We start from the raw sequence: 14,324 nt of genomic DNA on the forward strand, positions 1-14,324 counted from the left end.
CCAGCGCGTCTTGGGCCCACATTTCGGAGTACTCGGTCTCGGTGGCCGCGATCGCCGCGGTGTTCTGCCCGAACACGTTGGTCGCCACCAGCTGCGCGAGCAGGGTGCGGTTTTCCGCGATCACCGGCGGGGGCACATGTGCGGCGAACGCCGTCTCGTAGGCGCTTGCGGCCGCGGTCGCCTGGGAGGCAGCTTCGTGGGCCTGGACCGCGGTGCTTTGCATCCAGGCGATATAGGGGGCGGCCGCGGCCGCCATGGACAGCGACGACGGCCCTATCCAGGGTCCGCCGGTCAGACTGGCGACCACCGACGAGTAGGAGGACGCGGTGGACTGCAGTTCGGTGGCCAGGTCATCCCACGCCACCGCGGCGGCCAGCAGCGACTCGGCTCCCGGGCCGGCATACATCCGGCCCGAGTTGAACTCCGGCGGAAAGGCTCCGTAGAACATGGCTAAACCCCTTTTCAGTCCTCGAGCGCCGGGATCACGATGATGGTGGCCGCGGCGGGGTCGGCCTCGGCGACCACGCCGCCCAGCGCCTTGGCCGCCGCCCCACCGCCGGAGTACGTGGCGCTGGCGGCCAGGGCTCGTCCCGCGAGGCTCGAGAGGGCCATCTGGCTGAAGGCTCCGCCCTCGCCGGCGAGTGCGGCCTCCGGCGCGGCCGCGAGATTCGCCGGCAGCACCGAGGCGAGCGTCCGGATCGCCGGGGCGGCTTCGGTCCACCCCTGCGGCACCGACATGCTTCCCACCAGAGGCGCTTTGCCCATCGACCCCGATACCTGGCCGGCAGCCGAGCTCAGCATGGGCTTGACGGCGTTGGCGCCCCCGGTCAGCGGCGCCAACGCACCGTTGATGGCTTTCGGGCCCGACAACATGGCGGCGGCGCCCTGCCCGTTTTGACCCCATGCGTACGCCTGCCCGAACGAGAGGAACGGACCGCCGGGTATGGCGGTCAACCCTTGCAGCGAGTACGGCCCGGTCAGGGTCGACCAGATGGTGTTCCAGTCCGTCAGGCTCTGCGGGACCGGCGGCAAACCGACTCCCGTCGCGGCCGCGGTCGACGTCGCGTTGGTCGTTGCGTTACCCGTTGCCAGGCTCTGTAGCGCACTCGGTGTCGCGGTGACCAGTTGGGACAGCTGCGACGCCGTGTTCGAGCCGGACACGGTGCTGGACTGCGCGACCGCGGCCGCTTGCGTTGCTCCGCCCGTGTCATTGGTGGTGTTCGGCGGCTGGACGAACGGGGTCAGCTGCGACGCCGCCGCCGATGCACCCGCATAGGCATACATGGCGGCGGCATCCTGTGCCCACATCTCCATGTAGTGCGCCTCGGTCGCGGCGATGGCGGGGGTGTTCTGGCCCAAGAAGTTCGTGGCGATCAGCGCCGCGAGCAGCGCGCGGTTGGCCGCGATCACCGGCGGTGGCACCGTGGCCGCAAACGCGGTCTCGTAGGCGCCCGCGGCCAGTTTGGCCTGCGTGGCCGCCTGCTCGGCCTGAGCACCGGTGGCATTCATCCACGCCACATACGGGGCCGCGGCCGCCGCCATCGCGATCGAGGATGGACCCGTCCACGGCCCGACGGTCAGGCCCTCAATGGTCGACCCGTAGGACGCCGCGGTGGACTGCAACTCGGCGGCCAGCTCATCCCATGCCGCGGCGGCGGCCAGCAACGGCCCCGCCCCTGCCCCGACGTACATCCGGCCGGAGTTGACCTCCGGCGGCAGCGCCCCGAAATCCAACATCTATTACCTCCCGTCCCCTATTCGGCCGCCATGGTAGGCGTCATTAACCGTCGAGCCAGCAAACGCGTGTGGCTCTAATGGAATCCATTGATTTCGCCGCGGAGTGCATGAGTTTGATTTGCACTCGCCGGAGACAGTCGGACCCCTACCCTCCCTTAGCTGTGAATTTCACAGGATGCATCGGGCCGCTCTGCCCGTGCACCGCCTGAGCTAGGAATCATGCTGATCGAAACGTATTCACTATGCGTTCCCGATGAGTAATCAGAATGTAAAAGATTAATGTCACGTTTCCCGGGTACGGTTGTGAGAACTCTGTTTCACAGTTAACGCAGTGCAACGCTGAAAGGCCTGCTCAGCACGCATATTTGCACGTCAAACAGCAGGCCCGATGCCCGCGCAGCGAGTCTGCTATTTGGTGTCACCGATCACATTTCAGCCGCGCCGGTGATCGCGTTAACTGCGATTAACGTTAGTAATTAGTCCTTTGTTCGCAAATTTTACACCGCCCTATTGCATCATGGGCAGCGAATGATATTGGCGAAAGCCCTTTATCGCGATGGAATGCAAAGCGCATTGTAATTGCATATCGATCGCACATGCGTTGAGCGAAACATGAGCATCGATGATGAACGTATGTCCCTCGGACGTGCGCAAATTCTACGATTCGCCAGCTTATGTACCACCTGGTAGCCGCAGTCCGGCACGGTAGTCCCCACCTCGCGGCGCCGCGCCCCGGGGATCGCGGCGGTGCCGCGCATCGGCAGCGCCGAATTGATGGTTGATTGTCATGCCTCCCTCCCTGAATTTCACCAAGAGTAAACCTGGCTCACTGCCACAACGCTGATTAGCTGCTGCCGGTTGCCTGTGAGGTCGAAAGCCGCCATCGGCGGTGCTAAATGGCATAGTTCAACTCGCCCCAGGTGCCCGGGAATGCGCCCATTCAGTTGCCGAACGCTCACGTGGATGATGTGGCGCTTGTGAGATAGTGCGGGACGGCCTACTATCCCGCGGCCGGCGGGCGAGCCACAAAGGCCACACGGAAGCCATATTGAGGCACCGCGCGCCCCTCACCCCGGGCGCCCATATGTCCCCCCACCGGTACTGAGGGCGTGCTCGCCGAGACGGGCGGGGCCGGTCCCTCCCCCGTTGCGCTGACGAGCGTCGAGGCGAGCGGACTGTGCGCGGGTGCGGGCGTCGCCCAGCCTTGTGGCACTGACAGTGGGCCGACGAGACCTCCCCTGCCCATGGAGGCCGTGACCGAGTTCACCAGCGTCGCGCCGCCGGGCGGACTCTCCAGCGCGCCGGCCGCTGTTGCGCTGGCCGCGCCCTCCGCTGCGTCGGCAGCGCCGCCGGCGGCTTGATTCATCGACATGAAGTCGGAGGCAACGCCAAGGTATCTGGCCGGCATGTAGAAGCCGGACGCAAAAATGGTGTTCCAGATATTGGCGTTGGGTCCAAAGTTGTTCCAGATCGCGGAATTCAGGAGATCGTCCAGGCTTGCGGGGGCAGACGCTGTCGTAGTGGCCGGGGCGGCCAGACTCTGCAAGCTGCCGGGCACCGCGGACATCAGCTGGGAAACCGTGCTTTGCCCGGTCCCCGCCGACGTGGCCGCGGCCTGGCCCACCGCGGCCGACTGCGCCGGCAACGCGGCAGAGTCGGTGGTCTCCGTGGGCGGGTCGAACGGGGTCAGGTGGCTGGCGACAGCCGAGGCGCCCGCATAGCTATACATGGCCGCGGCGTCCTGGGCCCACATTTCGATGTACTGAGCCTCGGTGGCCGCGATCGCGGGGGTGTTCTGGCCGAAGAAGTTGGTGGCGATCAGCGCCGCGAGCAGGCTGCGGTTGGCCGCGATCACGGGCGGCGGCACCGTGGCGGCAAACGCGGCCTCGTAGGCCGCGACGGCTGCCTCGGCCTGGACGGCGGTTTCCTCCGCCTGCGCCGCGGTGGTGTTCATCCATGCCACATACGGCGCGGCCGCGGCCGCCATCGACGCCGACGCCGGGCCGTACCACGCCTGGCTGGTCAACTCCGAAAGCACGGAGTCGTAGCCTTGCGCGGTGGCCCGCAGCTCCGCGGCCAGTCCAGACCAGGCCGAAGCGGCGGCCAACAGCGGGCCGGCACCGACCCCCGAATACATACGGCCCGAGTTGATTTCGGGAGGAAGCATGGCGAAATCCACTACCGCGAACATTCGTTAGCCTCCTCCCCTTTTTGCCAAGCGGTCTCAGATGGCCCCGTGGGCGCTGGCGCGCAAAAGGGGCAATTGTGTGAAGTTCCGCCGTGAGTTATCCCGCCGAGGGCGGGCGTGCGACGAACGAGGGTTTGAAGCCGTACTGGGGGGGCATGTTGCGGCCGAAGCCCCGGCTGCCACCGAGTGGCACTCCGGGCATGCCTGCTGCCATCGCTGGGGGCGGTGCCACCATCGGTGTGGCATTGATTGCGGAAGACAGCTGGGGCGCGGCCCCCGTCCAGCTCGCAGGTACCGTCAGCCCTCCGACCTGGGGTGCCGCGCCCAGCCCCGCCGACACGGTGTTGCCCACGGCGCCGAGGCCGCCCGCCGCAGCGACCGCCTGCGCTAGGCCGAAGGCCGCCGTTCCGTCCGCCGCGGCGCCGGCCGCGCCGGCGGCCGCGTCGCCCGCGCCTTGGGTCATGAAGTTGGACGCGGTGCCAAGGTAGTTGCCCGGCATATAGAACCCGGACGAGAAGATGGTGTTCCAGATATTGGCGTTGGGTCCGAAGTTGTTCCAGATCGAGGAATTCAGCAGATCGTCCAGGCTGGCCGGGGCGGACGCCGTCGAGGCCGCTGGGGAGGCCATGCTCTGCAGAGTGCCCGGGACCGACGTCATCAGCTTTGACAGCGTGCTTTGCCCGGTGCCCGCCGAGGTGGCCGCGGCCTGGGTCACCGCTGCCGACTGAGCCGGGGTCGCGGCGGGGTTGACGATCGGTTGGGGTGGGTCAAACTCGGTCAGCCTGCTCGCCGCGGCCGACGACCCGGCATAGCCGTACATCGCGGCGGCGTCTTGGCCCCACATCTCCCCGTATTGGGCCTCGGTGGCCGCGATCGCGGGGGTGTTGAGGCCCAAGAAGTTGGTCGAGACCAGCGATGCCAGCTGGGCGCGGTTGGCCGCGATCTCTGCCGGGGGAACCGTGGCCGCGAAAGCGGTCTCGTAGGCAGCCGCGGCGGCCTCAGCCTGGGCGGCGGTCTCCTCGGCTTGCACCGCGGTGGTGTTCATCCACTCCACGTAGGGTGCGGCCGCGGACGCCATCAGGGCCGATGCCGGGCCATGCCATTCCTCGTCGGTCAGCGCCGAAAGCACCGCACCATACGACAGCGCCGTGGATCGTAATTCCGCGGCCAGGCCCTTCCACGCCGACGCAGCCGCCAGCATCGAGGCCGAACCCGCGCCCGTATACATCCGAGCCGAGTTGACCTCCGGGGAAAGCATCGCAAAATCCAGCGTCACCGTTCGCGCCCCTCTCTTACTAGTTGCGACCGCGTGGTTGGAAAGCCTGGTCCTGTTTAGGCAAGGCTAAGCTAAATAGATCTAATCACGCCACGAGTCACGCATCCCGCGCGTCGTGCCGGGCACTGCCATTGCTTGGACGCTCACTGCTGCCCCACCGGCCGGCATTTGGCGTGAATTGTGTTGCGGTCAAGGCGAATCCAACACCATTCAGGTGACCGACAGCCGTCGTCACCGCTTCCGGATGCCGAATTGCAAGCGACATCAGCCCCCTCCTCGCATGACTTGCAGGTGGATTGCTGGCGCCGTCGCGCACGCCGCGGCGAGGCCGAGCAAGACACTACACCGAAACGATAATCGTTTTCATTATGGGCCGACCAGGCAGCCCGGGTTTACCGGGCCAAGCACGATCAGGACCGAACAAGCGAGGCCGGGGTCGGTCGTAACGAAATGATCGTCGTTCTGGAAGACGGAATATCGTCGGGACTCATTTCGCTCTCACCTCCTCACGGCCAGGGCACACGGGGGTGCCGACTGCATCGCACGTCGGGGAGGAGCGCCCGAGAAACGACCCGGACGCAGCACCCCTCTCGTCAGAGCTTTGGCACCACACGGCGTATCCGGATCGAACCGGAAGCCACTTGGGCTCAACCCTTAAGCCGGGAAGAGCTGTCCTGACCCTGGGCGTCTCTCGACGTTCGAGGTCAGTGGCCTATATCCGTGTAGACGCCTCACCTAGCGAGGTGCATACGAAAGCCATGGTGGCATTTGGACCGGCACGAGTCAACTTGCTGCCGGCCGATTTGCGGTGCCGCGAGAAGGCGCGCTAGGTCGACTTCTTCTCGGCTACCGCCGCGCTCAGCCCCTCGGCCAGGTCGTCGCTGGTGAGCTCCTTGAACCGCAGCAGGTCGCGCTCGCTGAATTCGGTTGTGTCGCTAGACAGTACGGCGTCGAGGTCCTCATCGTCCAGGCGGAAGCTTCGGTGGTCGCGGGCCTTTTCCACCACATTGCGCACGAAGCCGGCGTTGCCGAGCGTATCGATGCCGCGGATCAGATCCCCGTCTTCGGAGTAGCTTTCGTCGAGGTAGAACTTCGTGTACGACGGCAGCAACGCCTGGGCCGATTCGTCGGTGATCACGTCCTCGTTTTCCCGCCCCATCAGTTGGGTCAGCGCGACAAGTTCGTCCGGGGTATAGCTGAAGAACTCGATCACGGTCGAAAAGCGCCGTCGCAGACCCTGATTCACCTCGAGCATCTTGTCCATCGCCTTGGCGTAGCCCGCACCGAAGACAACGAGCTCGTCGCGATGATTCTCCATGTACAGCAGCAGCGTATTGATGATCGCATTGCCGTAGGGGTCACCCTGGTGATAGCCGCGCTCGTGCAGGGTATGCATCTCGTCGAAGAAGACGGCCCCGCCCAAGGCGCCCTCGAGCATCTCCTCGGTGTTCTTCTCCGCGTCGGCCATGTAACGGCCCAGTAGCTTCGTGCGGCTGGTCTCCACCACGAGCGGCTTGCGCAGCACGGTGAGCCCGCACAGTTGCTTGGTGAAAGCCCGCGCCACCGACGTCTTCCCGGTTCCCGGCGGCCCGAGCAACAAGGTGTGGCGCGACGTCACCGGCACCGGCAGCCCCATCTTGGCTCGGGCCAGGTTCACCTTGGTCGTCGATTTGATGAGTTTGATTTCGCGTTTGGCTTTTTCCATGCCGAGCATCGCGTTGAGCTCGGCGTCGCCTTCGGCCAGATATTTGGCGGCTTCCTCGGCGTGGCGGGCGGCCTCCGTCTGCGCGCGGGTCGGCGCGCTGTCCGGGTCCCACGGGTCCGTGCGGGCCTCGATCGTCTCGGGGTCGGTCAATATCAGCCGATAATCGTTGTTGTCCAACGCTTCCCGGGCCGGGGTGAATTTGGGATCGCGCGAATACACCCGGCGTAACAGCTCGGCGGCCTCCTCCTCGCGTCCAAGGTGGCGCAAGCACATGCCTTGGGTATAGAGCGCGACGTTGGCCGCGCCCGGCACCCGGTCCGCCTCGATGGCCGCCTGGCCGCGCCGGACGGCCTCCTCGAACACCCCGAGCGACGCCAGGGCCGTGGTGGCCATCGCCGCACCCGCGGCTTTGAGCTCGGGGTTGCGCCAGACCTTCCCCTCGGGGAACTGCAAGAGCACGTCCGGCCACCGCCCGGTGCGGAAGTACAGCACGCCGCGCACGTAGGTGACCAGCTCTTCGTCGAATGGATGCCGGGGCTCGACGCCGTCGAGCAGTTTCGCGGCTTCCTCATAGTGTTTCGCCTCGGCGAGCGCCGCGGCGTACGCGCAGGCGAGCGACTCCCCACTGGTGACCGCCAGCCGCAGGAACAACCCGTCGGACACTTCGGGCCGGAACTGCAATTCGGTGACCCCGAGACGGCGGATCTCCCACCCGAACGTCCTGATCGATGCCCACGCGCCGGCGAGCACCTCGAGGCTCTGGTCACCGGCGAGCACCCGCGCCAGCCATGCGTCGCACATGTCGGGGTCGATGGTCGACGCCATGGTGAACATCTGCGATGCCACCTGCGGGTTGTGGCTGGGCTGCAGCCCGTTGACCGAGATGCCGGACGCCAACAGGCCGGCGACCATCGCGTTACGGGCGTCCTCGGGGGTTGATTGCGGACGACTCATTGCGCTGCTGGCAAGGCCGCAGCGTTATCCCGCACCTGAGCGACCGGCAGCACCAACTCATCGCCCTCCAGCAGGTCCCGGGTGGGCACCACCAGTAAGGGCCGAGTGGTCGGGGCGGGCAGGCTCGCGCGCACCGCTGCTAGTTGGCGGCCGGTGAGCCGGTTGAGTCCGTGCGGCAACCCCTTGGGGGTCCGCTTGTCGCTGTGGTAGCGCACCCAGGCGGAGACCAGCGGCCGGCCTCCCGACGTGGTGAGGCGGATGGTCACCACGGTCGCCTCGGTGTCGGGCTGCCACAGGTCGTCGACCGCCTCCGTGGTGATGTCCGACGGCGTCAACCAAAAACTGGTCGCAAAGCCGTTGAAATGCTTGAGGTAGCGCCAGCCGGGGCGGCTCCAGGTCGGTTCGAGGTCGGCCAGCACGGCCTTGTCGACCTCGGCGAGTTCGTCGGCCGTCAGCGGCCGGGCCGCGCAGCCGTGGCCATCGAGGTCTTGGGCGAGGCGTTCGGTGGCCGCGACCAACGTCGACGCCAGCGAATCGCGGGCCGCGACGGCGGCGACGTTGCGCTGGGGATTCATCCGCAGCACCAGCCAGGTGCGGCGCACATACGAGGCGGGCTGGTCGCCGACCACCTCCCACTCCTCGGGCCCCCAGTCGTCGAGCTTGGACAGCTCGGCGGCGTTGCCGCCGCGGCGGATCTTCACCGAGACAACGTCTATTCCGTCGAGGTGGATGTCGAATTGGTGCAGCCCCTCAGCGACCGCCTGCACCAGCAGGGTGGGGGCCGACGTCGTCGTGCGATGGTGGCGGTGGCGCCCGGGAGCGTCCTCCTCACCGCCGTCGACCGCGATCACTGAAACCAGACGGCCCGCGTACTCGCGTACCCCGACCGTGTCGCGTCCGTATTTACGCTGGTAATCGACGGCGGGCGTGCAGCCGGCGGCCAGCGCGGTGCCCGGATCGGCGGACCAATCCCACAGCCACGTGGCCAACCCCGAGGTGAGCGTGAGGCCGTGGTGGGTGACCAACGACAGCAGCGTGACGATCACCGCCAGGCCGACCCCGACCCAAAAGGCGATGCGGTGCTCCCCCTGCCACGAGTCTGGGCAGTGGCTGGCCACCAGCAAGATCACGACGTCGACCAAGAACACCGCGGTGACTCGCAGCCATGACAACGACAACCCGAATCTGCGTTGAGGATTCATTACTATCGTCGCTCCGCCCTCATTGCTGCTTCCGTCGCTTCATCATCGTTGCCACACCGAATATTGCGCCGCCGATGAGTAATGCCCCGGTCAGTCCGCCGGCGGCCACCCACACTGGCACCATATCGCGGCGCGGGGCCGGTTTAGGCACCGTCAGCGGCGCCGACAATTGCTGCGGCGGCTTTGCCGGGCCTTCGGGCACATCCCACGTCAGCGCCGCCACGGGGTCGACGACGCCGTACCCGATCTGGTTATCCACGCCGCGCGCGGGTGCCCTGGCCGTGCGGGTCAACCGGTTGATGACCTGGTAAGCGGACAGCTGGGGGAACTTGGCGCGCACGAGCGCGGCCACCCCGGACACGATCGCCGCCGAGAAGCTGGTGCCGGCCGGGACCAGCAGCGTGTTGTCCGGTCCGTCGATCGCGTTGATCAGGCCGTCGTCGCGGGGCGAGAGCCCGATGACGTCGGTTCCGGGTGCGGCGATGCCCACCCACGGTCCGGCGATGCTCGATGCGCCCTGGCCCTGACCCCCTTGGGTAAGCGGACGACCGTCCGGGTCCACCGCGCCGACCGTCAGCACGTAGTCGCTGAACCACGACGGCGTGACGACGGTGGTGACCGCGTTCCAGTTGCGGGGATCTTTGGGCTGCAACGGATCGAAGATCGGGTTTTGCTTGCAGTCTTTCTTGCTGCTGTCCCCGGCCGCGGCGACGATGACGGCGTTCTTGTCGACCGCCGCGTAGCGGACCGCCGCACCCAGCGAGCGCTGGTCGATGATGTTGCGCGCACTCATGCATGTCACGTCGGAGATGTTGATGATCTGGGCACCGAGGTTGGCGGCATGCACGATCGCCCGTGCCATCGTCTCGACGTTGTCGACCTTCGCCCGGGTCTGCGGATCCTCGTCACCGGTGTAGGCATCCTTGAGGCCGAACGCCTGGCTGGACTGGCGGATCGCAATGATGTCGACTTCGGGGGCGACCCCGCTGAACGCGTCGGGCGCCTGCCCCGCGGGTGGCGGGGGCGGCGGTGGCGGCTTCGGCGGGTCGAGCGGGCGCGGGTCGACCGGGTTGTCGACACCGACGATGCGCTTGCCACCGGAGTAGCTGGGGATGGTCACCGTGCCGGACCCGCCGCGATTGCCCGACGGGGCCTGGCCCGGTCCCGCGGCCGGGCCCCCCTGAGCCGGTGCTGGCGGTGCCGCCGGCTGCGGCGCTGCCGGGAACCCCGGTATCTGGAAGGGTCCTGGCGCGGCGGGGGGAGCTTCCGACTGCGGCGGCGGCGGAACCATCGTCACCGTCTGCGGCAGCGGCGACAACGTAACCGTCTGCGGCGGGGGCGCTTTCGGGGGCGGTTCGGTGGTCGGAATGGTGACGGGCTTGCGCGGTCCCGCGGGCGGCGGTGTTGCGCCGCTGGCGGGGGCCGCGCCGATCATCGACGCCACGATCGTTCCGTGGGCGTCGCAGTCCGACAATCCGTCGCCGCCCATGACGTAGTCGCCGCCGGGGATGAGGTGCTGGAAACGGGGGTGTGGGGTCACGCCCGTGTCGATGACGGCGACTTTGACCCCCGCACCACGGCCGAACTGCCAGGCCTCCTGCAAGTTCAGCATGTCCATGTACTTGGGCTGCAACCGAAAGTCGGTGCCCGGCAGCACGCCGACCTCGGTGCAGTACGAATTCTGCTTCATCGGCGCCGGCGGTCCGGGCGGACCGTCGGGCGGAACGGCGGCGGGGTCGACCGTCGGAGGCGAGATCGCGTACGCCGGCGGCAAGCCGGCTAACGCGCCCGACGTGAGCAGAAGGGCAGCGACGGTCGCGCGGGACGCGCGACCACGCCACACCTTGTTGCTAGCGGTACCGAATCGCCGCATAGACATTCATCAACCACAATGCCAACGGGAAGATCGGCATCAGGCAGAGGTATTCGATCCATTCCACGAACTTGCGGAACAGCGGACTGTAGATCGTGTTGGGCACAACCGCCGCGGCCGTCAGACCCGCCGCCGGCAGCAGAACCAGGATCCCCGTGCAGATCGCGACCGAGAGCGGCGAGTGCAGCACCAGCGCGTAGCGCACTACCACCGTGCCGACGATCAGCACGGACGTCGCGGCCAGGGTGATCGCCTGCCAGCGGTCGACGTAGGAACGCCCGCGCAGCATCAGGAATCCGGCGCTGAAACCGGCGAGCAGCAGCGGCAGCCACCGTTGGCCGGTGTGCGGATCGGCCAGTGCGGCCAGCGACACCACCATCAGCACGCCCAGCCCGATCAGCAGCCCGGTCAGGAACGACCGGGCCCGTTCCGCCTGCAGCAGCACGTCGCGCACCGACGCGGGCCCTTCCAACACCGGCGGGCCGCCGTCGGAACGCACCACGGTGGTCGGCAGGTCGGGTCGAGCCTCGAACACCCAGCGGCTGGTGGCCGACGGGAACACCGGCAGCCGGATGCCGGCCAGCCGACGGGACATCGCCGGGGCGGCGTGGTAGGCCAGCACGCAGGCCAGGACCACGCAGCTGAGCAGCGTCACGGCACTGCTATTCGCGACCATCCGCGCCAGGGCGGCAAGCGCCGCGACCGCGCCGACGGTGATGATCGCGGTGTAGGTGCCGAGCCGGCGGCCGGTGAAACGCAGGGCCAACATGGTCTCGATGGTCAGCACCCCGAAGCCCAACACCGCATGGGGGGAACCCACCCCGCCGGGCGGTGCGGCTGCCGCGGCGACTGCCAGGGGTGCCAGGCCACTCAACAGCATGATGTCGCCGACGCGCCGATCCGCGTCGGTTTGGGCCCGTGCCAGCAGCAGCATCGACACGCCCAGGACGACCACGGCGATCACCGCGGAGTAGATGGTGGTCAGCCACGAGTTGTGGTGGAAGCGCCACCAGCCCAGCAGGGCCGTCGCGGCGATTACGCCGGTGGCCACCATCGAGGCACCGACCTGGACGGCGATGACCGGATCGATCGCCGCGAACCTCTTGCTGAGGTTCTGCGAAACGGCAGTGGAGATGTGTTCGACGACTTGCGATCGCTTCTCGGTGTCGACGATGAACCGGATCCAGAGGCGGTCGCCGTCGTAGATGTCTTGCTCGGTGAGCGATTGCGTGGCCCGCAGCGGCGTGCCGTCGACCAGGCACAGCGCCCATTTGCCGCGGCCCTTGGCTTCCAACGGTGTCTCGCCGAGCTCGCGCAGGCGGCTGTTGACCACCTTCAGCAGCGGGTCGGTCATCACCGAGACGGGGGCATTGGCATCGAGCAGGACGCCGATCTGGACGCCCTCGCCGGCCATGATGCCGACCACGACGGCCCGGGGCTGCGAGATTCCCTCGATGTCGGGCTGTGGCGCTTCAACTACCGAAGTTATCGCAGTCATCGCTGCGCACCCCCTAGCGTGGTGTGTGAGTTAACCCGTGCATGTGGCCGCGCGGGGGCTGGTGCCGACCTGCTCACCGCGGCGCCGTGGCGCCGGAGGATGTGCAGCCCGAACAATTCGGATTTCATCTGTCTCGCCCTCGCGATATTAGTTGTTGTGGCTTTGCTGGCGAATCATCGTTAATGATTCTAGAGAAGTATGCCGTGTTTGCCTCTCGGCCGCACGTTCTGGGCAAAGCCGTTGGTAAACACTATGTTTCGCAAGCGGGTTCACACCCTGCGGTGGGTTTTCCACTCGCCGTACGGCAACGTATCCAGGACGGTTTTTATACCGACCTGGACCAATTGCGGGGTCGCTGGGCAGATGGCCAACCACGCCTCCCCCGAACCCGCGGTTCGGGCCTGTTGATAAAGCGCGATCCGGCCGCCCGAACCGTCTTTGAGCGAAAGCACCGAGGCGCTCGGGCCCTTGGCGTCGTCCCGGTATTGGCGGGCGTAGACCGCGACCTCGGCCGCCGGGTCCGACAGCGCCTGCCCCAGCGCGGCCACCGTGGCGGCGCTGATGCCCATTCGCCGGAGATCTCCGCCGGAGAACACGTTGAAGCCCGACTCCTGCCATGACTTCGTTACTTCCAGCATCTCCTCCAGCGGCACGTTGACCGCGTTGATCGCCGCGGGCTCCGCATGATGAATCGACTCGAGGCCGTCCAGGACGAGTGACGCGATCGAGGCGCTGTCCGCGACAGCGACGTCGTCGACCGTGATGTCGTTGCCCACCCGAACCGCCGATACCCAGTGCTGACCGCGCCGGGCCAGCACCACGCGGAACTCGTTGTCGGGGATATCGCGGGAGCCGGGCGCTTGGTTCTCGTCGTCGACCACGCCGTAGAGCAGCTTGCCCCGCGACAGCAGGGCGATGACCTCGAGGTCGGGTGCGGCCAGCACCCGCATCCGGGCGGCCACCTGCTCCTGCACCTCGTTCAGTTCGCCGACGACGATGCCCTGCTCGCGCATCACCGCCATGCCGGGGTGTTCGTTGAGCCAGTCGTTCGAGTCGGTGGAGACGTACGGCCGGCACCGCAGTTCCGGCGCGACATGCCGAATGTCCAGCAGCGCCTGCAGCATCCAGAAGCCGTCGACGTTGACGGTGATGTCAGTGCGCGTGGTCTGTGAGTCCATCAATACCTCGAAAGTCGACGTGCTCGGATAACCGCAGGACGCGGCAGCACACCACATAATCGGTGTGCTGCCGCGCCTGAAGTTGGGGTTAGGCCCAGCTGGACCCAACGGCGCTGTCGGTGCTGGCCATGTTGCTGCCGGCGGTCTGCACCTTCTGGCCGTGGGCGTTGGCCTGCTCGTAAATCACCTGGAAGTTACGACCCAACTGGGTGATGAACTCCTGGCAGGCCACCGAACCCGCGCCGCCCCAGAAGTCACCAGCAGCAAGCACATCGCGAACGATGGCCTGGTGCTCGGCCTCCAAAGAAGCGGCCTGCGCGCGAATCAGCGCGCCGTGGGCATCGACATCGCCGAACTGGTAATTGATTGACATAGCGGTGTTCTCCTAACGAATGAAAGGGCTAGTGGCTCAGGATCTGCTGCGAGGCCTGCTCTTGGGTCTCGTAGTTGTTCGCGTCGCGGATCAGCCCGTCACGAACCCCGTGCAGCATGTTCACGATGTTGTTGAACGCCTGATTCATCTGACCCATCGTGTCGTAGGACGTCGCCTGGGCCTGCCCACTCCAGCCGGCACCGGCGATGTTCTGCGAGGACGCCCACATCTTGCGCGCCTCATCGGCCACCGTCTGAGCGTGCATCTCAAAGCGGCCCGCCATCGCCCGCATCGCGTGCGGGTCAGTCATAAAACGTGTTGCCATCTTGGCTATCTCCTT

At 66.9% G+C, this 14,324-nt stretch carries 11 protein-coding genes and 1 riboswitch; all 11 genes read right to left on the reverse strand.

Annotated features, from left to right (window positions below; all coding sequences use genetic code 11):
* Positions 1-448: PPE family protein (locus tag A5736_RS21960; protein WP_139333499.1), on the reverse strand; the 448-nt coding region annotated here is incomplete at its 3' end.
* Between the two features lie 14 nt (positions 449-462).
* Positions 463-1,737, reverse strand: coding sequence for a PPE family protein (locus A5736_RS21965; RefSeq protein WP_076248540.1), 1,275 nt, complete (start codon positions 1,735-1,737; stop codon positions 463-465).
* 1,000 nt (positions 1,738-2,737) lie between these two features.
* On the reverse strand, positions 2,738-3,928 hold the full coding sequence (locus A5736_RS21970) for a PPE family protein (RefSeq protein WP_076248542.1): 1,191 nt from the start codon (positions 3,926-3,928) through the stop codon (positions 2,738-2,740).
* Between the two features lie 94 nt (positions 3,929-4,022).
* The gene (locus A5736_RS21975; RefSeq protein ID WP_076248546.1) at positions 4,023-5,183 is read right to left on the reverse strand and encodes a PPE family protein; all 1,161 of its coding nucleotides are present in this window, start codon (positions 5,181-5,183) and stop codon (positions 4,023-4,025) included.
* Positions 5,184-5,779: 596 nt separating this feature from the next.
* A riboswitch (M-box (ykoK) riboswitch) is annotated at positions 5,780-5,951 on the reverse strand.
* Between the two features lie 76 nt (positions 5,952-6,027).
* A complete protein-coding gene (gene eccA, locus A5736_RS21980; RefSeq protein WP_076123128.1) occupies positions 6,028-7,860 on the reverse strand; it encodes a type VII secretion AAA-ATPase EccA in 1,833 nt (610 codons plus the stop codon).
* Positions 7,857-9,062, reverse strand: coding sequence for a type VII secretion protein EccE (gene eccE / locus A5736_RS21985; RefSeq protein ID WP_076248544.1), 1,206 nt, complete (start codon positions 9,060-9,062; stop codon positions 7,857-7,859). The genes eccA and eccE overlap by 4 nt, the downstream gene beginning before the upstream one ends.
* Before the next feature lie 19 nt (positions 9,063-9,081).
* Positions 9,082-10,935: a type VII secretion-associated serine protease mycosin gene (locus tag A5736_RS21990; RefSeq protein ID WP_076123125.1), complete on the reverse strand. Its 1,854-nt coding sequence runs from the start codon at positions 10,933-10,935 to the stop codon at positions 9,082-9,084.
* A complete protein-coding gene (gene eccD / locus A5736_RS21995) occupies positions 10,913-12,424 on the reverse strand; it encodes a type VII secretion integral membrane protein EccD (RefSeq protein WP_076123429.1) in 1,512 nt (503 codons plus the stop codon). Before eccD ends, A5736_RS21990 begins: the two co-directional genes overlap by 23 nt.
* Positions 12,425-12,702: 278 nt before the next feature.
* A complete protein-coding gene (locus A5736_RS22000) occupies positions 12,703-13,611 on the reverse strand; it encodes an ESX secretion-associated protein EspG (protein ID WP_076123124.1) in 909 nt (302 codons plus the stop codon).
* A gap of 88 nt (positions 13,612-13,699) precedes the next feature.
* A complete protein-coding gene (locus tag A5736_RS22005) occupies positions 13,700-13,984 on the reverse strand; it encodes a WXG100 family type VII secretion target (RefSeq protein ID WP_076123891.1) in 285 nt (94 codons plus the stop codon).
* 28 nt (positions 13,985-14,012) lie between these two features.
* Positions 14,013-14,309 carry a WXG100 family type VII secretion target gene (locus A5736_RS22010; RefSeq protein ID WP_076123893.1) on the reverse strand — a complete coding sequence of 99 codons (297 nt, stop codon included), beginning with the start codon at positions 14,307-14,309 and terminating at the stop codon, positions 14,013-14,015.
* Positions 14,310-14,324: the final 15 nt, after the last annotated feature.

The organism is Mycobacterium sp. SP-6446 (genome assembly GCF_001954045.1).
Taxonomy (GTDB): Bacteria; Actinomycetota; Actinomycetes; order Mycobacteriales; family Mycobacteriaceae; genus Mycobacterium.

Coding starts and splice junctions, on each gene's coding strand:
- A5736_RS21970 (WP_076248542.1), bottom strand. CDS start 3,928: ATGTTCGCGGTAGTGGATTTCGCCATGCTTCCTCCCGAAATCAACTCG.
- A5736_RS21965 (WP_076248540.1), bottom strand. CDS start 1,737: ATGTTGGATTTCGGGGCGCTGCCGCCGGAGGTCAACTCCGGCCGGATG.
- A5736_RS22010 (WP_076123893.1), bottom strand. CDS start 14,309: ATGGCAACACGTTTTATGACTGACCCGCACGCGATGCGGGCGATGGCG.
- A5736_RS21990 (WP_076123125.1), bottom strand. CDS start 10,935: ATGCGGCGATTCGGTACCGCTAGCAACAAGGTGTGGCGTGGTCGCGCG.
- A5736_RS22000 (WP_076123124.1), bottom strand. CDS start 13,611: ATGGACTCACAGACCACGCGCACTGACATCACCGTCAACGTCGACGGC.
- A5736_RS21975 (WP_076248546.1), bottom strand. CDS start 5,183: ATGCTTTCCCCGGAGGTCAACTCGGCTCGGATGTATACGGGCGCGGGT.
- eccA (WP_076123128.1), bottom strand. CDS start 7,860: ATGAGTCGTCCGCAATCAACCCCCGAGGACGCCCGTAACGCGATGGTC.
- A5736_RS22005 (WP_076123891.1), bottom strand. CDS start 13,984: ATGTCAATCAATTACCAGTTCGGCGATGTCGATGCCCACGGCGCGCTG.
- eccE (WP_076248544.1), bottom strand. CDS start 9,062: ATGAATCCTCAACGCAGATTCGGGTTGTCGTTGTCATGGCTGCGAGTC.